General features: G+C 66.3%; 21 protein-coding genes. 14 read left to right on the top strand and 7 right to left on the bottom strand.

What is annotated here, in order from left to right:
* The first annotated feature begins 196 nt into the window (after positions 1 to 196).
* The 5 genes from ISF28_RS07010 (at position 197) to ISF28_RS06990 (ending at position 6,871) form a co-directional block, all read left to right on the top strand.
* A complete protein-coding gene (locus tag ISF28_RS07010; RefSeq protein WP_198116439.1) occupies positions 197 to 1,504 on the top strand; it encodes an HlyC/CorC family transporter in 1,308 nt (435 codons plus the stop codon).
* 248 nt (positions 1,505 to 1,752) lie between these two features.
* Positions 1,753 to 3,480 (top strand): type IV-A pilus assembly ATPase PilB, encoded by a 1,728-nt coding sequence (gene pilB / locus ISF28_RS07005; RefSeq protein WP_198116438.1) that lies wholly within the window; start codon positions 1,753 to 1,755, stop codon positions 3,478 to 3,480.
* Positions 3,481 to 3,489: 9 nt separating this feature from the next.
* Positions 3,490 to 4,728, top strand: coding sequence for a type II secretion system F family protein (locus ISF28_RS07000; RefSeq protein WP_198116437.1), 1,239 nt, complete (start codon positions 3,490 to 3,492; stop codon positions 4,726 to 4,728).
* Between the two features lie 766 nt (positions 4,729 to 5,494).
* Entirely contained in the window at positions 5,495 to 5,884 is a 390-nt protein-coding gene (locus tag ISF28_RS06995; RefSeq protein WP_229518917.1) for a helix-turn-helix transcriptional regulator, read from the top strand.
* Between the two features lie 90 nt (positions 5,885 to 5,974).
* A complete protein-coding gene (locus ISF28_RS06990) occupies positions 5,975 to 6,871 on the top strand; it encodes a DMT family transporter (protein WP_198116436.1) in 897 nt (298 codons plus the stop codon).
* A 9-nt stretch (positions 6,872 to 6,880) separates the two neighbouring features.
* On the opposite strand, the gene ISF28_RS31145 is transcribed toward ISF28_RS06990, so the two are convergent.
* Positions 6,881 to 7,231, bottom strand: coding sequence for a signal protein (locus tag ISF28_RS31145; RefSeq protein ID WP_198116435.1), 351 nt, complete (start codon positions 7,229 to 7,231; stop codon positions 6,881 to 6,883).
* Positions 7,232 to 7,503: 272 nt separating this feature from the next.
* Here ISF28_RS31145 and ISF28_RS06980 point away from each other — a divergent pair, with 272 nt between their 5' ends.
* From ISF28_RS06980 to ISF28_RS06950, 7 genes are all read left to right on the top strand, one after another.
* Positions 7,504 to 9,210 carry an ArnT family glycosyltransferase gene (locus tag ISF28_RS06980; protein WP_198116434.1) on the top strand — a complete coding sequence of 569 codons (1,707 nt, stop codon included), beginning with the start codon at positions 7,504 to 7,506 and terminating at the stop codon, positions 9,208 to 9,210.
* Between the two features lie 138 nt (positions 9,211 to 9,348).
* Positions 9,349 to 11,562 (top strand): putative bifunctional diguanylate cyclase/phosphodiesterase, encoded by a 2,214-nt coding sequence (locus tag ISF28_RS06975; RefSeq protein WP_198116433.1) that lies wholly within the window; start codon positions 9,349 to 9,351, stop codon positions 11,560 to 11,562.
* 90 nt (positions 11,563 to 11,652) lie between these two features.
* Positions 11,653 to 12,522: a prepilin peptidase gene (locus ISF28_RS06970; protein ID WP_198116432.1), complete on the top strand. Its 870-nt coding sequence runs from the start codon at positions 11,653 to 11,655 to the stop codon at positions 12,520 to 12,522.
* Positions 12,523 to 12,547: 25 nt separating this feature from the next.
* On the top strand, positions 12,548 to 13,219 hold the full coding sequence (coaE, locus tag ISF28_RS06965) for a dephospho-CoA kinase (RefSeq protein WP_198116431.1): 672 nt from the start codon (positions 12,548 to 12,550) through the stop codon (positions 13,217 to 13,219).
* 60 nt (positions 13,220 to 13,279) lie between these two features.
* Positions 13,280 to 14,035, top strand: a complete 756-nt coding sequence (gene zapD, locus ISF28_RS06960) for a cell division protein ZapD (protein ID WP_198116430.1) — start codon at positions 13,280 to 13,282, stop codon at positions 14,033 to 14,035.
* Between the two features lie 13 nt (positions 14,036 to 14,048).
* Positions 14,049 to 14,231: a DNA gyrase inhibitor YacG gene (gene yacG / locus ISF28_RS06955; protein WP_198116429.1), complete on the top strand. Its 183-nt coding sequence runs from the start codon at positions 14,049 to 14,051 to the stop codon at positions 14,229 to 14,231.
* 18 nt (positions 14,232 to 14,249) lie between these two features.
* Entirely contained in the window at positions 14,250 to 14,630 is a 381-nt protein-coding gene (locus ISF28_RS06950; protein WP_198116428.1) for a tautomerase family protein, read from the top strand.
* A gap of 82 nt (positions 14,631 to 14,712) precedes the next feature.
* On the opposite strand, the gene ISF28_RS06945 is transcribed toward ISF28_RS06950, so the two are convergent.
* From ISF28_RS06945 to argJ, 5 genes are all read right to left on the bottom strand, one after another.
* Positions 14,713 to 15,291: a hypothetical protein gene (locus tag ISF28_RS06945; protein WP_198116427.1), complete on the bottom strand. Its 579-nt coding sequence runs from the start codon at positions 15,289 to 15,291 to the stop codon at positions 14,713 to 14,715.
* A gap of 11 nt (positions 15,292 to 15,302) precedes the next feature.
* Positions 15,303 to 15,515, bottom strand: coding sequence for a hypothetical protein (locus tag ISF28_RS06940; protein WP_198116426.1), 213 nt, complete (start codon positions 15,513 to 15,515; stop codon positions 15,303 to 15,305).
* A 177-nt stretch (positions 15,516 to 15,692) separates the two neighbouring features.
* Positions 15,693 to 16,106, bottom strand: a complete 414-nt coding sequence (locus tag ISF28_RS06935) for an NUDIX domain-containing protein (RefSeq protein WP_198116425.1) — start codon at positions 16,104 to 16,106, stop codon at positions 15,693 to 15,695.
* Positions 16,099 to 17,010: an ATP-binding protein gene (locus ISF28_RS06930; RefSeq protein ID WP_198116424.1), complete on the bottom strand. Its 912-nt coding sequence runs from the start codon at positions 17,008 to 17,010 to the stop codon at positions 16,099 to 16,101. The genes ISF28_RS06935 and ISF28_RS06930 overlap by 8 nt, the downstream gene beginning before the upstream one ends.
* A 6-nt stretch (positions 17,011 to 17,016) precedes the next feature.
* Positions 17,017 to 18,255, bottom strand: coding sequence for a bifunctional glutamate N-acetyltransferase/amino-acid acetyltransferase ArgJ (gene argJ, locus ISF28_RS06925; protein WP_198116423.1), 1,239 nt, complete (start codon positions 18,253 to 18,255; stop codon positions 17,017 to 17,019).
* 180 nt (positions 18,256 to 18,435) lie between these two features.
* On the opposite strand from argJ, the gene ISF28_RS06920 reads away from it, so the two are divergent.
* Both ISF28_RS06920 and ISF28_RS06915 read left to right on the top strand, forming a co-directional pair.
* A complete protein-coding gene (locus ISF28_RS06920) occupies positions 18,436 to 19,512 on the top strand; it encodes an AI-2E family transporter (protein ID WP_198116422.1) in 1,077 nt (358 codons plus the stop codon).
* Positions 19,513 to 19,552: 40 nt separating this feature from the next.
* Positions 19,553 to 20,563: a MerR family transcriptional regulator gene (locus ISF28_RS06915; RefSeq protein ID WP_198116421.1), complete on the top strand. Its 1,011-nt coding sequence runs from the start codon at positions 19,553 to 19,555 to the stop codon at positions 20,561 to 20,563.
* A 10-nt stretch (positions 20,564 to 20,573) separates the two neighbouring features.
* Here the strand turns inward: ISF28_RS06915 and ISF28_RS06910 are convergent, their stop codons facing one another.
* On the bottom strand, positions 20,574 to 21,347 hold the full coding sequence (locus ISF28_RS06910; protein ID WP_198116420.1) for a COG4705 family protein: 774 nt from the start codon (positions 21,345 to 21,347) through the stop codon (positions 20,574 to 20,576).
* Positions 21,348 to 21,497 lie beyond the last annotated feature (150 nt).

Raw genomic sequence — 21,497 nt, 5'->3', positions numbered from 1 at the left:
GATCTACATTCGATCGATAAATACTCACCAATAATCACATTTTTCGTATCACGCGTAACCACATCCTGTCGCGCGGCATCTCTAGCCAAACTTGCAAGCCCCCTCCCCATGTCTTAGAATCGGCCTCTGCGTGGTCGCCCGGCGTCCCGCACCGCGCTGGCCTTGCCAGTTTCCTGACGATTCTTGACGGTGATCATTGGAAACCGTACCGCTTTGGGTGCTCATCCTCGCACTCGCCCTCCTGATCCTCTGCTCGGCCTTCTTCGCGATGGCGGAAACCGCCCTGATGGCGGCCAATAAATATCGCCTGCGCCACCTCGCCAAACGGGGCCACCGCCGCGCCATCACCACGCTGTGGCTGCTGGACCGCACCGATAAACTGCTGTCCCTCGTGCTCATCGCCAACACGCTGATCAATGCGATGGCCACGGCGCTCGTGACCGCCATCGCCATCCTGTTCTTCGGCCATGAGGAAAGCGTGATCACGATCGCCACGGCCGTCGTCGCCTTCCTGTTGATCGTGTTCGCGGAGATTTCTCCCAAGATCATCGGCGCCACATACCCGGAACGCATCGCGCTGGGCTCCAGCTTCGTGCTGCGCCCGCTGATGAGGGTGGCCAAGCCGGCGATCTGGTTCGTCAACCTGTTCGTGTCGGGCCTGCTGCGGATGCTGCGCATCCGCGGCGTGGGCGTCGGCCATGCGGAAGCCCAGCAGCGCCTGTCGCCGGAAGAATTGCGCTCCGTCGTGCTGGAAGCGGGCAGTTACATCCCGCAAAAGCACAAGAGCATCCTGCTGAACCTGTTCGACCTGGAAAAAATCTCCGTCGAGGACGTCATGACGCCGCGCAGCCAGATCGAGGCGCTGAACCTCGCGCTGCCCGTGGACGACATCATGGCCGAACTGACCACGTGCTACCACAACAAGCTGCCCGTCTACGAGGGCGAGATCAATCGCATCGTCGGCATCCTGCACGTGCGCAAGGCCGTCGCGCTGTTGAACGAGGAAGACGACCTGACGATCGAGCATTTCCGCGAACTGTTGACCGAGCCTTATTTCATCCCGCAAGACACGGGCGTGTTCACCCAGCTCCAGTATTTCCAGGAAAACAAGGAGCGCCTGGGCATCATCGTCGACGAATACGGCGAAGTGCAGGGCCTCGTCACCCTCGAGGACATCATCGAGGAAATGATCGGCGACTTCACGACGTCCTCCCCGGGCGCCGCGCGCAGCGATGCGATGGCGTGGAATGCCCAGGGCGAAGTGCTGCTCGAAGGCACGACGCCACTGCGCGACATCAACAAGAAGCTGGGTCTCGACCTGCCCCTCGACGGACCCAAGACCGTCAACGGCCTGCTGCTGGAACAGCTGCAGGAGATTCCCGAATTCCCCATCGCCCTCAAGATCGGCAACTGTGTGATCGAAGTCGTGCAAGTGCAGAACCAGGCCATCAAGGTCGTGAAACTGTTGCGGCCGGTCGCGGTCAAACGCTGGCTGGCAGCCTGATCGGGCTCGTCCGGCCGAGCGCCGCGGGCCACGAGCCGGCGGTTCCTTCCTGGTCATTGCACGAGGAATAACGATGTTATTCGCCCGACATTCCCTGTTGGTTACATACCAATTCGTCCGCGTGGTATGCACGCATCTTTCCCCACGACAAAGTCTTGACCGATTTGATGCCTACGGGCATCATCGAGAACATCCGCCGGGGCTCCCTTTCCTGCCCGGCTTCTCGTCGTCCTTCCGACCGTAACCATATGGCAGCAGTCCTCCCTACCACCACCCCAGGCACTGCGTTGCCCGGGCTGGCGCGTGCCCTCGTGCAGGCGGGACGCTTGACGCTGCCTCAGGCGGATACGCTGCAAAAGAAGGCGAGCGCCGACAAGGCCGGTTTCATCGACACCTTGCTCGGCTCAGGCTCGGTCGATGCGCGTTCCCTGGCCGTGTTCTGCGCCGAAACCTTCGGCTATCCCCTCCTCGACCTCGCCACCTTCAGCCTCGACTCGCTGCCCGTCAACGCCATCGACGCCAAGCTGATGCAGGCCCAGCGCGTCGTCGCGCTGGCGCGCCGCGGCAACAAGATGTCGGTGGCGCTGTCCGACCCGACGAATACCCAGGCGCTCGACCAGATCAAGTTCCAGAGCGAATCGACGGTCGAGCCGGTGATCGTCGCCCACGACGCCCTGCTGGCCCTGCTGGCGAACCTCGCCAAGAGCGCCGAGCAGGATTTGAGCGAGCTGGTCGGCGAGGAAGGCGACATCGAGTTCGCCGAGGAAGAACCGCAGACGCAGGCGTCGGAAGCGGCCGCGACGGAAGTCGAGGACGCGCCCATCGTGCGCTTCCTGAACAAGGTGCTGATGGACGCGATCAACCTGGGCGCATCGGACATCCACTTCGAGCCTTACGAAAAGCAGTACCGCATCCGCCTGCGCGTGGACGGCGTGCTGCGCGACCACCTGGCCCCGCCGCTGTCGATCCGCGACAAGCTCGTCTCGCGCATCAAGGTGCTGGCCAAGCTCGACATTTCGGAAAAGCGCGTGCCGCAGGACGGCCGCATGCGCCTCGTGCTGTCGCCCACGAAGACGATCGATTTTCGCGTGAGCACGCTGCCGACCTTGTTTGGCGAAAAGACGGTCATGCGTATCCTGGACGCGACGCAGGCCCAGATGGGCATCGACGCGCTCGGCTACGACCCGGACCAGAAAGCCCTGCTCATCGACGCCATCACGCGTCCGTACGGCATGGTGCTCGTGACGGGCCCGACCGGCTCCGGTAAAACCGTGTCGCTGTACAGCTGCCTGAATTTGCTGAACAAACCGGGGATCAACATCTCGACGGCGGAAGACCCGGCTGAGATCAACCTGCCCGGCGTGAACCAGGTCAACGTCAACGAAAAGGCTGGCCTCACGTTCCCCGTCGCGCTGAAAGCCTTCCTGCGCCAGGACCCGGACATCATCATGGTCGGCGAGATCCGCGACCTGGAAACGGCCGACATCGCGATCAAGGCGGCGCAGACGGGCCACATGGTGTTTTCCACGCTGCACACGAACGACGCGCCGTCGACGCTGACGCGCCTGATGAACATGGGGGTGGCGCCGTTCAATATCGCGTCGTCCGTCATCCTGATCACCGCCCAGCGCCTCGCGCGCCGCCTGTGCACGTGCAAGCAGCCGCTCGACATCGGGCGCGACACGTTGAAGGCGGCGGGCTTCCGCGACGGCGACCTGGACGGCGACTGGAGGCCCTACGGCCCTGTCGGCTGCGAACGCTGCCTCGGCTCCGGCTACAAGGGCCGCGTGGGCATCTACCAGATCATGCCGATCACGCCGGCCATCGAGGCGTTGATCCTGGCGCACGGCAACGCCATGCAGATCGCCGCCCAGGCCGAGGCCGAGGGCGTGAACTCGCTGCGCCGGTCCGGCCTGATGAAAGTGAAACAAGGGCTCACCAGTCTCGAGGAAGTGCTCGGCTGCACGAACGAATAAGGAACCGACATGGCAACGACATCCGCTACGGCTCGCCGCGCACCCGGTGCGCAGGTCAAGGAATACATCTTCGCTTGGGAAGGCAAGGACAAGACGGGCAAGACCGTGCGCGGCGAAATGCGCGCCGGCGGCGAGACCATCGTGAACGTGACCTTGCGCCGACAGGGCATCATGGTCACCAAGGTCAAGAAGAAGGTGTATCGCAGCGGCAAGAAGATCCAGGACAAGGACCTCACGCTGTTCACGCGCCAGCTGGCCACGATGATGAAGGCCGGCGTGCCGCTGCTGCAATCGTTCGACATCGTGGGCAAGGGCCACGCGAACCCGTCGATGTCCAAGCTGATCATGGACTTGCGCGCCGACATCGAAACGGGCACCAGCCTGAACAACGCCTTCCGCAAATACCCGCTGTATTTCGACCCGCTGTTCTGCAACCTGGTCGGCGCCGGCGAGCAGGCGGGTATCCTGGAAGACCTGCTGACGCGCCTGGCGATCTACAAGGAAAAGACGCTCGCGCTCAAGAGCAAGATCAAGGGCGCGCTGATGTACCCGTGCTCGATCATCGCCATCGCCTTCATCGTCACGGCCGTGATCATGATCTGGGTGGTGCCCGCGTTCAAATCCATTTTTACCAGCTTCGGCGCGAACCTGCCGGCCCCGACCCTGATCGTGATGAGCATCTCCGACTTCGTCGTGAAATGGTGGTACCTCATCTTCGGCTCGCTCTTCGGCGCCCTGTACTTCTTCTTCCAGACGTGGCGCCGGTCGCTGAAGATGCAGCAATTCATGGACCGCGTGCTGCTGCGCATTCCCGTGTTCGGCGACGTGATCCGCAAGGGCACGATCGCGCGCTGGACCCGCACCCTGGCGACGATGTTCGCCGCCGGCGTGCCGCTCGTGGAAGCGCTGGATTCCGTCGGTGGCGCCGCCGGCAACTACGTCTACCTGGAAGCGACGAAAAGGATTCAGACGGAAGTCAGCACGGGCACGAGCCTGACCGCCGCCATGCAGAACGCCAATGTGTTTCCGAACATGGTGACGCAGATGGTCGCGATCGGCGAAGAATCCGGCGCGCTGGACGGCATGCTGGGCAAGGTGGCGGACTTCTACGAGGAAGAAGTGGACGAAGCCGTCAAAGCGCTGTCGTCGCTGATGGAGCCCATGATCATGGTCGTCCTGGGCGTGCTGATCGGTGGCCTCGTCGTGGCCATGTATCTGCCGATCTTCAAGCTGGGGTCCGTGGTCTGACGTCCCTGCTGCAATGCAGCGTCGTCCGCCGCAAGCGGATGCGCGTGCGCGGCGTCCGGATGCCGGCCAGTAGACCCCAGGCCGCGGCCCAGCGCAGGGCGCGGTCGGTGCTCGGGCCGAGCGGCCGCGCCGCCGCCGCGCGCTGCAAGGCGAGCGACATGCGTTTCATCGCATAGAGTTTTCGATCGGATATCCGCGTGCCCATGCTCGCACACTAGCGGGGTCTCGCGCGGCCGACTGTGGCGCACCTAACGCATCGGCCACGCGCCATTGTGCGCTACCGCACGGTGTAACTCAGCAATTGCCGCTATGCTGGAAGAATAATTCACAATCCCCAGTATATCGTCCCATGGCCTCCTGCCCCGAATGCGGTTCCACCTATGTGCGGCGTATCGCGCGTACGCCCTTGATGCGCCTCCTGTGGAGCAGCGAGCACATCCTGTGCAGCGACTGCGGCGAACGCTCGCTGGTGTTTCCAAAGCTCAGGAAGTTCGCCGCGAAAAAACGCATGCGGCGCCCACGGGCACGCCTGAAGCCGGACAATCCGCTTCATTCCAGCCGATAACCGCTTGCCACGATTAAAAAGCCGGCCGTACACTGAGCGCTCCCGCATCTCGCGGGTGCCGTCGCGTCCGACCTGAACGAGGGGGCCAGCGACGACTACACGTTCCGCCATCCCGTCGCGCGCCACGCCGCGCTGTCCGCCTGCTTTCGGCGCCTGTACGCGGCCGTCACGGCCGACCCGGGATGCGCCGCGACCGCCCTGTTGCGCGAACAATCGCTGCTCGAATTGCTGCGGGGCCTGCAAGAGACGTCTGCGCGCAACCGGCCCACGCCGGCCACGGCCGCGATCGCGCGGGCCCGGGCCATGATCGACGACGCGCCGGCCGCCGCGCACAGCCTCGCCGACCTGGCCCAGGCCAGCGGGCTGACCCGGTTCCAGCTCGTGCGCCAATTCGCCCGGGCGACCGGCCTGACGCCGCACGCCTACCTGATCCAGCGCCGCATCGACGCGGCCCGCGCCCTGCTGGCCCGCGGGTCGGCGCTGGCGGAAGCCGCCGCCGCCGGCGGCTTCGCCGACCAGAGCCACATGACGCGGCTCTTCATCCGCACCTATGGCATCACGCCCGGCGCGTACGTCGCCGCGCTCGCCTGAGTTCGTCCGCGTTCGCCTGCAATTTCATTCAATACCCGCGCCGAGCAGGCGGCTAACCTGCGTTTCCATGTCGATGACGAGGAGAACGCCGTGTCCCGCACCACCCTGGGTTACCTGTACCTGACGCTGGCGATGATGCTGGTCGGCAGCACCGTCGTGGCCAGCAAGATCGCCGCCGCCGGCCTGCCGCCATTCACCGCCACCGCGCTGCGCTTCGCGCTCGCCCTGCCCTGTTTTCTCGTGCTGCTGCGCGTGTCCGGCCAACGCCTGCCTCGCCCCGGACTGCGCGACAGTGCCCTCCTCGTCGTGCAGGGGCTGGCGGGCACGGCCGGATACACGGCGCTGTTGATGGCCGGGCTGCGCGCGACGTCGGCGCTCGATGCCGGCGTCATCCTCGGCACCTTGCCCGTCGTGTCGTCCGTCGTCGCCGTGTGCGTGCTGGGCGAGCGGCCGCGGCCGGCGCTGCTCGCGACCGTCGCGCTGGCGGGGGCCGGGCTGTTCGTGCTGCAACCGGCGGGCGCCGGTGCCGGGCCGACGGCGGGCAATGCGCTCGTCCTCGGCGCGGTGCTGTGCGAAGCCTTGTTCATCCTGCTCGACAAGCGGGTGCGGATCGAGATCTCCCCGCTCGCGCTGTCCACCTTGATGAGCGCCATCGGACTCGCGGCCTCCCTGCCGTTCGCGCTGGCGGAACGGGCGCCGGTGGCGGCCGCCACGCCGTCCGCGCTGCTCGCCGTCGCCTACTATGCGCTGGTGCCCACCGTCGGCGGATTCCTGCTGTGGTATGCGGGCACGGCCCGCGTCGGCGGGACGGAGGCGGCGCTGTTCACGGCGCTGGCGCCCGTCGCCGCGTTGCTGCTGGCGGCCCTGTTGCTGCACGAGCCGGTGAGCGGGCGGCAACTCGCCGGCATCGCGTTCGTCCTCGGTGCGGTGGCCGTGCCGGCGCTCCTGCGCGGGGCCATGCGCGCGCAGGACGAACTCACGCCGTGAAGCGCAGGTTTATTTGGAGCAGGACTTGCCGCCGACGCCGTGATAGCCCTTGGCCTTGGCGTCCGCTTCCGTCATGTACTCGCCCTTCTTGGTCTTGCCGTAGTACTTGTCGCCTTCGCAGTGATAGACCTTGCTGGAACTGTTCGCCCAGACCTTGCCCGCGCCGCCGCCCGGCGCCTGCTCCTTGTGCGCCGGCGCGGATGCCGCGGGCTTGGCCGCCGCGGGGGCGCTCGGGACGGCCTTGTCCGGTGCCAGCGGATTCGGCACCGTCGTCTGGGCCGGGGCGGCGGTCGCGGTCAACGCGGTCAATGCGGTCAATGCGGTCAATGCGGTGAACAAGACGGCGAGATAGTTCTTCATGTTTCCTCCATGGATGCGGTTCGTCGAGGCCGCATCATATTCCCACACTGCATGACAAATCGAAAAAATAACCAAACCGTAACGTGTGTGCGCCCGACGCAGAGCTATCATTTTTACGCGTCGTAAATACGGTCGTTCGATGCCACTGTCGATGCCGATCGAGTACGACGACATCAAACAGGCCAGCGCGCGCCGGGATTACCGTTGGCGCAGAGTGACACAGGAAACCGCCATGTCCAGCACGCCCCCCCGAGCTCGACGACATCGGCCAGGTGCTGCGCCCCGGCACCGCGCCGGCGCCGCGCGCGGCCGAACCACAACTGGCCGGCCGCTTCGTGCTCGGCACCCGGACCTGGGCCTTTCTGCTCCTGCTCGGGCTGTATGTCCTGCCCGGCCTCCTCGGCCACGAACCGTGGAAACAGGACGAGACGTATATCGCCGAGATCGTGCGCAACATGCTGGCCACCGGCGATGCCGTCGTGCCCAGGATGGCGGGCGAGCCGTTCATGGAAAAGCCCCCGCTGTTCTACTGGGTCGCGGGCGCGCTGGCCACGCTGACGTCGCCCGTGCTGCCGCTGCACGACGGCGCGCGCCTGGCCACCGGCCTGTTCATCCTGCTCGCGTGCGCGGCGCTGGCGCGGTGCGGCCGGCTGTGGGTCGACGCGCAGTTCGGCCGCACGACGGTCTGCGTGCTGCTGGGCTGCTTCGGACTGGCCGCGTTTTCCCACCTGATGCTGACGGACACCGCGCTGCTGGCCGGGATCGCGGTCGCCATGGCCGGCCTGCCGCGCTGGCGCACGCGCCCGGTCGCGAGCGGCATTGCGGTCGGCACCGGCGTCGGCGTCGGCTTCCTCGCCAAGGGCCTGCTCGCGCCCGGCGTGTTCGGCCTCGCCGCCCTGCTGCTGCCGCTGTGCTTCGCGCGCTGGCGGGCGCGCGCCTACGCGCGCACGGTGCTCGTCGCGCTGCTGGCCGCACTGCCGTGGCTGACCCTGTGGCCGGCCGCGCTCTGGCTGCGCTCGCCCGTGCTGTTCGGCGACTGGTTCTGGATGAACAATATCGGGCGCTTCGTCGGCTTTGCCGTGCCCGAGCTGGGCGCGGCGCACGATCCCGGCTTCTGGACGAAGAACCTGTGGTGGATCACGTTCCCGGCGGCGCCGCTCGCGGCCGTCGCGCTGTGGCGCGACCGCGCGCAGCTGGCCAGCGACGAACGCCTGCAGTCGGCCGTCGTCCTGGCGGCCGTCATCTTCGGCGTGCTGGTCGCGGCGGCGTCCGCGCGCGGCGGCTATGCGCTGCCCCTGCTGCTGCCGCTGTCCCTGCTCGGCGCGCGCAGCGCCCTCGCGCTGGCGCCACGCGCGGAATCCGCGTGGCGCATGGGCGCGCGCATCCTGTTCGGCGGCGTCGCGCTGACGCTGTGGCTCGCGTGGGCCGACATCGTCTTGTTGCCCGCGCCGCTGCACCTGCGCGCGCTCGCCGGGCTGCTGCCGCCGCATCCCGGCCGGCACGTGGACGCCTGGCGGCTCGCCTGCGCGTCGGGCGCGACGGCCGGCGCGGCCTGGCTCATGTTCCTGCATCCGCGGCGCCAGGCGGCGTTGCAGACGTGGGTGACGGGCATGGCGCTGTGCTGGCTGCTCGCGACGACGCTGTTCCTGCCGTGGATCGACGACGTCAAGGCCTACCGCCACGTCTTCCGCGCGCTGCAGCCGGCGCTGGCCGCCGGCTGCGTGGCCAGCTACGGCGTCGGCGAAAGCGAACGCGCGCTGCTGCACTACTACGACGGCATCGTGACCGAGCGGCTGGAACAACGGCCGGCGTCAGCCTGCACGCAGATCCTGCTGGAGAACCCGGACGGCCGCCTGCCGCGCTGCAGCGACGCGGCGACGTGGCGGCCCGTGTGGGACGGCGCCCGCCCGGCCGACCGCGACGAACATTTCTGGCTGTTCCGGCGCGCGCCCGGCGCGGCCGCCTGCACGGACCGATGACCGGCATGCAACTTGCATCTGGACGGATAGACCAACACCAAGATGGCGACCAGGCCGTCCGGCGTCCGTTTCGGTGCAAACCGGACCGGCCCGTCCGGTTCTGGTGCATGTCCATCGATCTCATCGCTCGCGGCTTTCATGACCATACAGAACATCGACATTTCCCTCCTTCCCAACCTCGCCGACCCGGGTGACCTCGTTGCCGGACTCGGCCGCTGGTGGTTCGACCGCGCCGGCGGCGGCATCGCGCTGTCGGCCGTCGCCGCATCCTTTTTCGGCACCGGCCGGCATGCCGATCCCGACGCCTGCCTCGCGCGGGTCGAGCCGGAAGACCGCGCCGTCGTGCGCGCCGCCCTCGGCCGCGTCGCGACCGGCGGCACCGGCGCCGAGTGCGAATTCCGCGTGCGCACGGGCGGACGGGGCCTGCGCTGGCTGCGCCTGCAGCAGGTCGACACGGCGGACGGCGCCGTCGCCGCCGGCATCCTCGTCGACGTCACCGCCGCGAAGCAGGCCGCCGCGCGCGAGCGCTTCAACTTCGCGCTCACGCAATACCTCGTCGGCACCGACAGCATCGACGACGCCGTGACCGGCATCCTGCAACTCGTCTGCGAGGAACTGGGCTGGGAATGGGGCGCGTACTGGTCGCTCGACGAGCGCGCCGGCGCGCGCCCCGCGCTGCGCTGCCGCTATGCGTGGCAGGCTCCGAACCAGGCGCTGGCGCCGTTCCGCGAGGCCAGCGCGCGCCTGGCGATGGCGCCCGGCGAGGGCATGATCGGCACCGTCTGGGCCAGCGGCGACGCGCACTGGATCGAGGATGCGAGCGGCACGGCCGCCCTGTTGCGGGCGGAGGCGGCACGCGCGTGCGGCCTGCAGTCCGCCTATTTTTTCCCGGTGACCTTCCTCGCGTCGGACGCGTGCCTGATGCGGCCCGGCGTGCTCGAATTCTTCAGCGTCCAGCAGCGCCAGCCCGATGCCCAGTTGCCGGGCCTCGCCAAGTCGATCGCCGCGATGATCGCCCAAGCCGTCGAACGCATGCGCCAGCAGGAGCGCATCCGCGTGCGCGCCCACACCGACGAGATGACGGGCCTGGCCAACCGCGCCCATTTCTACGACCAGCTCGACCGCCAGTGCCGCGACGCGCGCCCCGGGCAGACGTTCGGCGTGCTGTTCGTCGACCTCGACCAGTTCAAGCCCATCAACGACGCGTTCGGCCACGATGCCGGCAACGTCGTCCTGACCGAGTTCGCGCAGCGCCTGCGCGCGCTGGCGCCGCCCGGCTGGCGTATCGGCCGCCTGGGCGGCGACGAATTCGCGCTGCTGTCCGTGCCGGGCACCACGCCGCTCGAACTGGAACGCGTGGCCGAGGCCGTGCTGGACGCGGCGCGCCGCCGCTTCGTCTACGGCGAGCACCGGCTCGCGGTGTCGGCGAGCATCGGCATCAGCACGTATCCGGACCACGGCCGCAGCACGCGCGAACTCCTGCACGCGGCCGATGCCGCCATGTACGCCAGCAAGCGGAATGGCCGCAACCTTGTCAGCCGCTTCTGCGGCGACGGCGCGCCGGCCGACGCGGGCCACCGCATCGGCCTGCTGACCGACCTGCACTGCGCGATCCGGCGCGGCGAATTCTTCCTCGAATACCAGCCGATCCGCACCAGCACGGACATGGAGATCGACGCCGTCGAAGCGCTGATCCGCTGGCGCCGGCCGAACGGCGAGATCGTGCCGCCGAACGTGTTCATTCCGCTGGCGGAACAGAGCCGCCTGATCGTCGACATCGGCCGCTGGGTCGTGCGCCAGGCCTGCCGCGACGTCGCCCGCCTGAGCGCGGCCGGGCTGGCCGGCGTGCGCGTGCACGTCAACATGGCCGCGCCGGAATTCATCGACGCCGAACTGCCGGACCGCCTCGCGGCCATGGCCGCGGCGGCCGGCGCCGACCCGCGCCGCATCTGCCTCGAGCTGACGGAAGGCGTCGTGATGAAGCACGCCGACAAGTCGATCGCCATCATGCGCGAACTGCGCCGGCGCGGCTTCGGCATCGGCCTGGACGACTTCGGCATGGGCTATTCGTCGCTGTCGCTGCTGAAGAACCTGCCGATCGGCTCGCTCAAGATCGACCGCCTGTTCATGGCCGGCGTGCCGTACGACCGGAACGACTGCGCCATCGTGCGCTCGATCCTCGACCTGGGCCGGCACATGAAGCTGACGGTGGTCGCGGAAGGCGTGGAGACGGACGCCCAGCTGGGTTACCTGCGCCAGTTCGGTTGTCCCCTCGTGCAGGGCTGGCTGCCGGGCCGGCCCGTGCCGCTGGAGCGCCTGTTCGACCTGATCGCGCAGCCGGAGGCGGCCTGAACGTGGCGGGCACGCGTCAAGACGCTGCCCAAAGCACGGGAAAACCCCTAGAATAGTTGATTCACGGAATCAGCCAACCATCGGAGCGCCATGCCACCGGAAACCCTGCTCTTCGCCGCCCCGGCGACCCTCGCCGCGACTCTCGCCGCAGCCCTGTTCGGCCTGTTGATCGGCAGCTTCCTGAACGTGGTCGTGTACCGCCTGCCCGTGATGGCGCAGCGCGAGCTCGACAACTACATCGCGCACGAAGCCGGCAAGGAATTGCCGCACCAGGACCGCTTCAACCTGATGGTTCCCCGCTCCGCCTGCCCGCATTGCGGCCACGGCATCACGGCGCTGGAAAACGTCCCCGTCGTCAGCTGGCTCTTCTTGCGTGGCAAGTGCAGCGCCTGCAAGGCCCCGATCTCGCCCCGTTACCCGATCGTGGAGGCCGTCACGGGCCTGCTGTCGGCCGTGCTGGTCTGGCATTTCGGCAGCGGCTGGCTGGGCCTGGCGAGCCTCGCGTTCGCGTACTTCCTGATCTCGATGACCTTGATCGACTACGACACGAAGACGCTGCCCGACGACCTGACGTACCCGCTCTTGTGGCTGGGCCTGCTCGTCAACCTGAACGGGACCATCGTGCCCCTGCGCGACGCCGTCATCGGCGCGATGGCCGGCTATGTGTCGCTGTGGGCCGTGTACTGGCTGTTCAAGCTCGCCACCGGCAAGGAAGGCATGGGCTACGGCGACTTCAAGCTGCTCGCCGCCCTGGGCGCATGGATGGGCTGGACGATGCTGCCGACCATCATCATCCTGTCGTCCGCCGTCGGCGCCGTCGTCGGCATCGGCCTGATCGTGTTCGCCAAGCGCGACCGCAATAATCCGATCCCGTTCGGCCCCTATCTCGCGGCGGCTGGTATGATCGCACTCTTGTACGGAACACCACTCACCCGCTACGCGCAGGGTTTCTTGGTCTAGCCTCGCGGCCGGGCCCGAGGATCGCATGGAGACAACCGGCCCGACCGTTTCAGCATCGCACCCGCCGCCCCGGTATGCGGTGGGCCTCACCGGCGGCATCGGCTGCGGCAAGACGACCGTGGCCGACCTCTTCGCCGCGCGCGGCGCCGCCGTCGTCGACACCGACCGGATCGCCCACGGCCTGACGGCCCCGCACGGCGCCGCGATGCCCGCGCTGATCGACGCCTTCGGCCCCGATTACGCCACGCCCGACGGCGCCCTCGACCGCGCCAGGATGCGCGCCCTCGTCTTCTCCGACCCGCACGCCCGCGCCCGCCTGGAAGCCATCCTGCACCCCCGCATCCGCGAGGCGACGGCCGCCGCCGCGCTGCTGGCCGGCGGTCCGTACACGATCTTCGCCGTCCCCCTCCTGATCGAATCGGGCACGTGGCGCGAGCGCGTGGCGCGCGTGCTCGCGATCGACTGTCCGGAAGCCACCCAGGTGGCGCGCGTGATGGCACGCAATGGCCTGGCGGAAGAACAGGTCCGCGCCATCATGGCGGCCCAGGTCTCGCGTGCACGCCGGCTGGAAGAAGCGGATGATGTCATCCTCAACGACGCCGGCATCGACGCCCTGCTGCCCCAAGTGGAGCGCCTGCACCGCTTTTATCTTGACGAAGCGGCAAGATTGGCAGAGCAGACAAGCAAGCGTTTGTAATTTTGTGCATCATGGTTCAGAATCACGTGGTTGCCAGCCTACATTCTTGAGGATGTCATTTTGATCGTCTACGAATACCCGTTCAACGAGCGCATACGCACGTTGTTGCGGCTGGAGGACCTGTACGAGAAGTTCAAATTCTTTGTAGTTCAGGAACATCCTCTGCAGCACCATGTCGCGCTCGCGACGATCTTCGACATGCTGGAAGTAGCGGGCCGCGCGGACCTCAAGTCCGACCTCCTGCAGGAGCTGGAACGCCAGAAGCAGAGTCTGCTGGGCTACCGCAGCAATCCGGCCGTCGCCAAGGACATGCTCGACGCCGTGCTGGCCGAGCTCGACACCGTCAGCAACGCCCTCGTCAACGCCCAGGGCAAGACGGGCCAGAACGTGCGCGACAACGAATGGCTGATGAGCATCCGCGGCCGCACGATCATCCCCGGCGGCGCCTGCGAATTCGACCTGCCGTCCTACTACGCGTGGCAGCGGCGCCCGGCCGGGCAGCGCCACGCCGACATCGTGGCCTGGTTCGCCCCGCTGGCGCCCCTGTTCGACGCGCTGGCCCTCGTGCTGCGCCTGCTGCGCGATTCCGGCGGCCCCGTCAAGATGATCGCCACGTCCGGCAGCTACCAGCAGATGCTGCAAGGTAAGGTCTACCAGATGCTGCGCCTGTCGCTGGACGAATCCCTCGGCGCGATCCCCGAGATCTCCGCCAACAAATACATGCTGTGGGTGCGCTTCACGACCCAGGGCGGCGACTTGAAACCGAAGCCGCTGGAAGAAGACGTCCCGTTCGAGCTCACACTGTGCAATTTCTGATGTTGGAAACACCATGACCGTCGTAGCCTGCCCCACCTGCGGCAAGAAGGTCGAATGGACGGAAGCGAATAAATTCCGTCCGTTCTGTTCCGAACGCTGCAAGCAAATCGACCTGGGCGCCTGGGCCGAAGAAAAGTACACGATTCCCGGCGCGCCGCCGGGCGACGCCGACGACGATTCCGTCTCGAAGGAATAAGCTCAGCGAGGAAGCCGCATGCCGTTCGTCACGCTCACCGTCCGCAAGCCGAAAAGCGCCGAGTTCAAGGACAAGGTCTTCGCCGCCGTCCACGCCGCGCTCGGCGCGACCGGCGTGCCCGACACCGACCGGTTCCAGCGCGTGCTGGAACTCGACGCCGCGGACTTCCGCTACGACACCCACTACCCCGACGTCCAGACGACGCGCACGGACGACTTCGCGCTGATCGAGATCGTCTGGTCCGTCGGACGCAGCGTGAAGGTCAAGAAGAAGTTGCTGGGCGAGCTGATGAACCGCCTGCGCGCGGACGGCTTCGATCCGGAAAACGTGATGGTCGTCTTCAAGGAAACGACCTGGGAAAACTGGTCGTTCGCGGGCGGCAGATTGCTGCATACGTGAGAACGATCGAGCTAGCTACCGCGATTCGCTTCTACAGCACTGTTTCAGGCGACGTATTTCAACGCTACGGCAAGAGACACTGCTACGACTTTGGTGGGGGTACAGTTTCCGCAGGCTTTGCAGCGCCTCCTACGTTGGCTGGAGCAGCAGTGGTTGAATTCAGCCCTGCTTTTTGCTCGGCGTTTTGCTGGAGTTCACCCATAAACTTATAGCCGAGCACAAAGGCGCCAATAACAAAAATCGTGACTAAATTGACGAGAAGATTACCCCCTACGTCGCGAGCCCAGCCCCCAACGGTCCGTTTCGCTTGTAGTGAGTCATTGATAACACCAAGCTTCGCAGCCAATCCAGAGCTAACGGTTTCGATATGCTTATAGAGGGTGTCTTGACGGGTATCCGCCTCTGTGCGCTCCACCAATTCGTCAAGACTGGCATTGAGAAAAGCCTGAGCCATAGCCTCACCTTGCGCGCGATAAGCTGCTATCGAGGTATCGAGTGACGCGATTGCGTGGAAATTCTTAACTTCGTCAGGCGTGGGAGTGCGTCCTGCAAACGACTTATAGAAATCAACCTTCTGCTGCTTATAAATAATATAAGCGAACGCGCCTATTAGATCGTCCGGATTCGCGGTTAATTTCTCGTAGATGGTATTATATGCCACTGCTCAGAATGTTACTTTTTTGCAATAATGGCAGTTTTTGCAAAACTGTAGGCTTTTGACATCTTTTCGCGAGACACTCCTACTTCACGCATGACTTTTGCAGCCACCGGAGAGGCCGGCGCATGCGATAAAGTAGTAGAGGCAACACCATAAGTAGGTTTGTGCGACATTCGCGTAGTAATAGCCGCCACATCACCACGAGAAAAAGCTTTTTTCGTGCTCATCTCGCCTCCTCAAGAACTCAGCAGATACGTTTACAGCAACGATCCAACATTATACACGGCCATGGTCACTATACGCTTTGACTGTACACTTAAAACTGTACTTTTACAAAGGTGCCTACACGATTCCTCACCCCGTCGGACATGGACTTACGCATCCAGCTTGATCAACTGCGAAGATCACTTACCCGCGTACCGCACCTGGTCCAGCCACGCCAGCAAAGGAATCGTCGCCGGCAGCAGCGGACTGACGGCATATGCGCCCTGCCACGCGAACGCTTGCCCTTCCAGGCTTTGCGGCTCGCCTTCCCACTCGCGGCTGATGTAGAAGTACAGCCGCACGTGCGCATGTTCGTACACGTGTTCGACACAGCACCACGGTTCGGCCGAGAGCACCTTCACGCCCAGTTCTTCGACGAATTCGCGCTGCAGCGCGTGGAAGATGTCTTCCCCGGGCTCGACCTTCCCACCCGGGAATTCCCAATAGCCGGCGTACGGCTTGCCGTCGGGCCGCTGGCCGAGCAGCACGTCGCCGTTCGGGCGCATCAGCACACCCACGGCAACGTCCACCGGTTTTTTCGAAGCCTCAGACATCGATCTGTTCCTGTGCCGGAGCAGGTGCCGGCGGCAGCTTGCCCGCGTAGTCCTTGGCGAACTGCCACGCCACGCGGCCCGAACGCGAGCCGCGGCCCAGCGCCCAGCGCAGGGCATCGCCGCGCGCGGACGCGATTTGTGCCGGCGTACAGCCGAAGCTTTGCAGCCAGTGGCCGACGATGTCCAGGTAGTCGTCCTGCTTGAACGGATAGAACGACAGCCACAGGCCGAAGCGCTCCGACAGCGAGATCTTTTCCTCGACGGTCTCGGCCGGGTGCAGGTCGTCGTCGGCCACGTGCTTGTAGCCGTCGTTGTCCGAGAATTTTTCCGGCATCAGGTGGCGCCGGTTCGACGTCGCGTAGATCAGCACATTGTCCGACTGCGCCGCGATGCTGCCGTCCAGCGCCACCTTCAGCGCCTTGTAGCCGGCCTCGCCCTCTTCGAAACTGAGGTCGTCGCAAAAGATCACGAAGCGCTCCGGCCAGCCCGCGACAATGTCGACGATGTCCGGCAGGTCGGCCAGGTCGGCCTTGTCCACCTCGATCAGGCGCAGGCCCTGGTGGGCGAACTGGTTCAGGCACGCCTTGATCAGCGACGATTTACCGGTGCCGCGCGCGCCCGTCAGCAGCACGTTGTTGGCGGGGCGCTTCGTCACGAACTGGCGCGTGTTCTGCTCGATCTGTTCCTTCTGCGGGCCGATGTGCTGCAGGTCGTCGAGACGGATGCTGGCCGTGTGCGCGACCGCTTGCAGGTACTTGACGTTGCCCGCGCCCGGACGCTTGCGCCAGCGGTAGGCATAGCCGTGCCGGAAGTCCGGATCGCGCGGCGCGGCGGGCGGCAGCAAGGCCTCCACGCGCGCCAGCAGCGCCTCGGCGCGGTGCAGGAAGTTCTCCAGTTGATTCATGAGGCGTTACGAACGATAGTCGGCGTTGATCGAGACGTAGTCGTGCGACAGGTCGCAGGTCCACACGGTGGCCTCCGCCTGCCCGCGCGCGAGCACGACGCGCACGAGGATCTCGGCCTTCTTCATCACGCGCTGGCCGTCTTCTTCCTTGTAGTCCGGATTGCGGCCGCCGGCCTTGGCGACGAGGACGTCGTCCAGGTACAGGTCGAGCTTTGCGGTGTCGAGATCGTCCACGCCAGCGTAGCCGATGGCGGCCAGGATGCGGCCCAGGTTCGGGTCGGACGCGAAGAACGCGGTCTTCACGAGCGGCGAGTGGGCGATGGCGTAGGCGATCTTGCGGCACTCGTCCATGTCGCGGCCCTGCTCCACCGTGATCGTGATGAACTTGGTGGCGCCTTCGCCGTCGCGGATGATCTGCTGCGCCAGGTGGCGCGAGATGCCGGTGACGGCGTCGCGCAGCGCGACGTAGGCCGGGCTGTCGGTCGAATCGACGACGAGCGAGCCGGCGCCCGTGGCGACGAGGATGAAGGAATCGTTCGTCGACGTGTCGCCGTCGATGGTGATGCTGTTGAACGAGCGGTCGGCCGCGTATTTCACGAGTTCGTCCAGCACCGGTTGCGCGACCTTCGCGTCGAAGGCGAGATAGCCCAGCATCGTCGCCATGTTCGGCTTGATCATGCCGGCACCCTTGCTGATGCCGGTCAGCGTGACGGTGTGGCCCTCGATCGTCGTCGTGACGGATGCCGCCTTCGGCTGGGTGTCCGTCGTCATGATGGCTTCGGCCGCGTTGAACCAGTTGTCGGTCTTGAGGTTCGCGACGGCGGCCGGCAGGCCCGCGACGATCTTCTGCACCGGCAGCGGTTCCAGGATCACGCCCGTGGAAAACGGCAGCACCTGCTGCGCATCGAGGCCCAGCAGGCGCGCCACTTCGGCGCACGTCGCCTGCGCATTCTGCAGGCCCGGCTCGCCGGTGCCGGCATTCGCATTGCCCGTGTTGACCACCAGCGCGCGGATCGGCTTGCCGCCGGCCTTCACCGATTCGAGATTCGCCTTGCTCACCTGGACCGGCGCCGCGCAGAAGCGGTTCTTGGTGAACACGCCGGCGACGGTCGCACCTTCGGCGAGCTTCATCACCAGCACATCCTTGCGGTTCGGCTTCTTGATGCCGGCTTCGGCGTAACCGAGTTCGATGCCGGCGACGGGTTTCAGGTCGGCGGCGACGGGCAGGGGGGAATTGACGGCCATGGCGTTCTCTAATGGAAAGATGGAAAGGATGGAAAGAAGGTCCGGTATTGTAACGCCTCGCCGCCGAGCGTACGGGACGGCGCCGCTGTTAATACACGCTTAAGTCCGGTAATTAATAATCGGCAACATCGTAAATAGGCCATGCCACTTTGGTAAGATGGCCTATCTCCCGGAGGACCGATGACCGACAACCAACGCGATGTGCTGAGCGCCTGTTTTTCGCTGGCGATCGTCCTGTGCGCCCTGTTCCTGACGCAGCGCTTCATCCTGCCGCTGCTGTGGGCGGCGATCCTGTGCATCGCCACGTGGCCGCTGTATGCGCGGACGCGCGCGCTGTTGAACGACCGCACGATCCTGGCGGCGGCCCTCGTCACCATCGCCCTCGCCATCGTGTTCATCACGCCGCTCGCGCTGGGCGTCACTCAGGCCGCGCGCCAGGCGCCGGCACTGGCGCAGGTGGTCGCCAGCGCCAACACGGAAGGCCTCGCGGCGCCGGAGTGGCTGCACCGCATCCCGTTCGCCGGCGACGCCGTCTACAACTGGTGGCTGGCCACGCTGGGCCAGCCGCACGGCCTCGCCCACCTGCTGCAGGACGGCTCCGTCGGCCGCATGCAGACGGCCAGCGAGGTGCTCAAGCGGGTCGGCAGCGGCGTCATGCACCGCCTCGTCGACATCCTGTTCGCCTTCCTCTGCCTGTTCTTCTTCTACAAGGACGGCGCCGCCCTGCAGCGCCAGACGGACGCCATCGGCGCGCACCTGATCGGCGTCACGCGCTGGACGCTGTTCTCGCTGAAAGTTCCGGTGGCCGTGCGCGCCACCGTCAATGGCCTCGTGCTCGTCGGCCTCGCGGAAGGCGTCTTGCTCGGCGTCGGCTACCAGTTCGCCGGCTTGCCGTCGGCCATGCTGTGGGCCGCCGTCACGGGCGTCCTCGCCATCATCCCGTTCGGCGCCCCGCTCGCGTTCTGCTCCGCCGCCGCGCTGCTGGCCTACCAGGGCGCGACGATCGCCGCGATCGCGGTCCTCGCCCTGGGCATCGTCGTCCTGTTCGTGGCCGACCACTTCGTGCGGCCCGCGATGATCGGCAACGCGACGCAACTGCCGTTCATCGCCGTCCTGCTGGGCATCCTCGGCGGCGTCGAGACGCTGGGCCTGATCGGCCTGTTCGTCGGTCCCGTCGTCATGACCCTGTTCGTCACCCTGTGGCACGAGGAAAAGCGCTTCCGCGAAGCGCAACCCCTTGACCCTGACGCCACGTGAGGCCGGAGACTGTCCGTACGCTGAAGAACGGGGACGAACGATGCTGAAAGTGGGAGAGCTGGCCGCCCTGGCCAACCTGACGGTGCGCACCTTGCACCACTACGACAGCATCGGCCTGCTCCGCCCTTCCGCGCGTTCCGATGCCGGCTACCGGCTCTACGACCGCGACGACGTGGCACGCCTGCACCGCATCCAGGCCCTGCGCGCGTTCGGTTTGAGCCTGGCCGACATCGCCCTCACGCTGGACAGTCCGGCCGGCTCGCCGCTGGCGATCGTCGACCGCCAGTTGGAAGCGCTCGAAACACGCATGGCCGAGGCCAGGCGCCTGCGCGACCAACTGCTGCGCGTGCGCGCAGAGCTCGTGCTCGGCAGCGCGCCGGACCTGTCCACGTGGCTCACCACACTGGAGAACACCATGGACATGACGAACGTGTACGAACGCTATTTCACCAAAGAGGAACTGGACCGCCTGCCGATGGTTCGCAACGATGCCGCGAAGGCCCAGTGGCAAGGGATGGTCGAGCAGGCACGCGGCCTGATCGACTCCCAGGTGCCGCCGAACGCCGATGCCGCCAAGGCTTTCGGCCTGCGCTGGCTGCAGACGTTCGAGCGCGACACGGGCGGCGACCCGGCGCTGCAAGCGAAAATGAACGCCATGGCCGAGCGCGAGAAAGATGCCGTCGGTATGCCGACGCAGATTTTCGACTACGTGAAGGCCGCCGTCGGCGAACTGAAATTCGACGCGTGGGCGAAATACATGCGCCCGGAAATCGTCGACCGCATGCGCCGTCACTTCGCCACGCGCGGCCAGGAGTGGACGCCCCTGATCGCGCAGGTACAGACCGAGATCCAGGCCGATCCGGAAGCGACGGGACCGCGCGCGCGCGACCTGGGGCGCCAATGGATGGAACTGTTCCACGACATGGTCGGCACCGACCAGCGGGACGTCGACGCCTTCCGCAAGGCCACCGCGACGGAGCCCCTGCTGCGCATGGGACCCGGCATCGGCGACGCGACGATCGCCTGGCTGCGCAAGGCGTTGACGCCCTGACGCCGGCGCGTCAGTCGCGTACGATCCGCTCCGCCCGCTGGGGCAACAGCAGCACGAGCAGCAGCATGGCGGCGACGAGCGCGGCGGACGCCGTGTAGCGGCTCAACGCGAGGCCGCCGGCGGCGACGGGCTTGTCGAGGAAGTCGCCGACGGTCGCGCCCAGCGGCCGGGTGAGGATGAACGCCGCCCAGAACAGCGCGGCGCGCGACGTGCGCGTGAACGCGTACAGCGCGAGCACGACGGCGAGTCCCGCCGCGAACAGCACCGCACCGCCGCCATAGCCCAGTCCCCAGCCGGTGTCCGGATCGGCGACCCAGTCGCCGAGGGCCGTGCCGAGGGTCTGGGAAAACAGGATCGTCACCCAATAGAACACTTCCGCGTCGCGCGTATCGAGCCGGTTGATCGACACCGACCCGAGCGTGCGGTGCCACGCGAACAGCGTCGCCGCCAGCAGCGCGGCCAGCAACGACGCGCCGCCGAGGTAGCCGATGCCCAGCGAGCGGTCGCACAGGTCGGCGAGCGTCGTGCCGACCGTCGTCGTGGCGACGATCACGGTCCAGAACAGCAGCGGGTTGAAGCGCTGCGCGCGGATCTGCGCGGTGAGCATCACGGCCAGCAGCGCCGCGAAGATCGCCGTACCGGCCAGGTAGCCGAGTTCCATCGTCATCGTCACGGCGTCGCCGGCGGTCTCGCCGAGCGTCGTCGCGAGGATCTTGATGATCCAGAAGCCGAGGGTCACGGCCGGGACCTTGGCGAGGTCGTAGCGGGAAGGCGATAAATCCATGATGTGCGAACGAATGGGCGAACGCCCATCGTAGCGCACCCGACCCGGCGCGCGCATTACCAAACCGCCATCAAAAATTCGCGGCCCAAAAATTCGGGGTCAAATTCGGGGTCAGAGCAAAAATTCGGGGTCAGAGCACTTTTTGGAGCA

It is taken from the genome of Massilia rhizosphaerae, assembly GCF_016093545.1.
GTDB classification, from domain to species: Bacteria; Pseudomonadota; Gammaproteobacteria; order Burkholderiales; family Burkholderiaceae_D; genus Telluria; species Telluria rhizosphaerae.
This window is presented reverse-complemented; position numbering and strand designations above follow the sequence as displayed.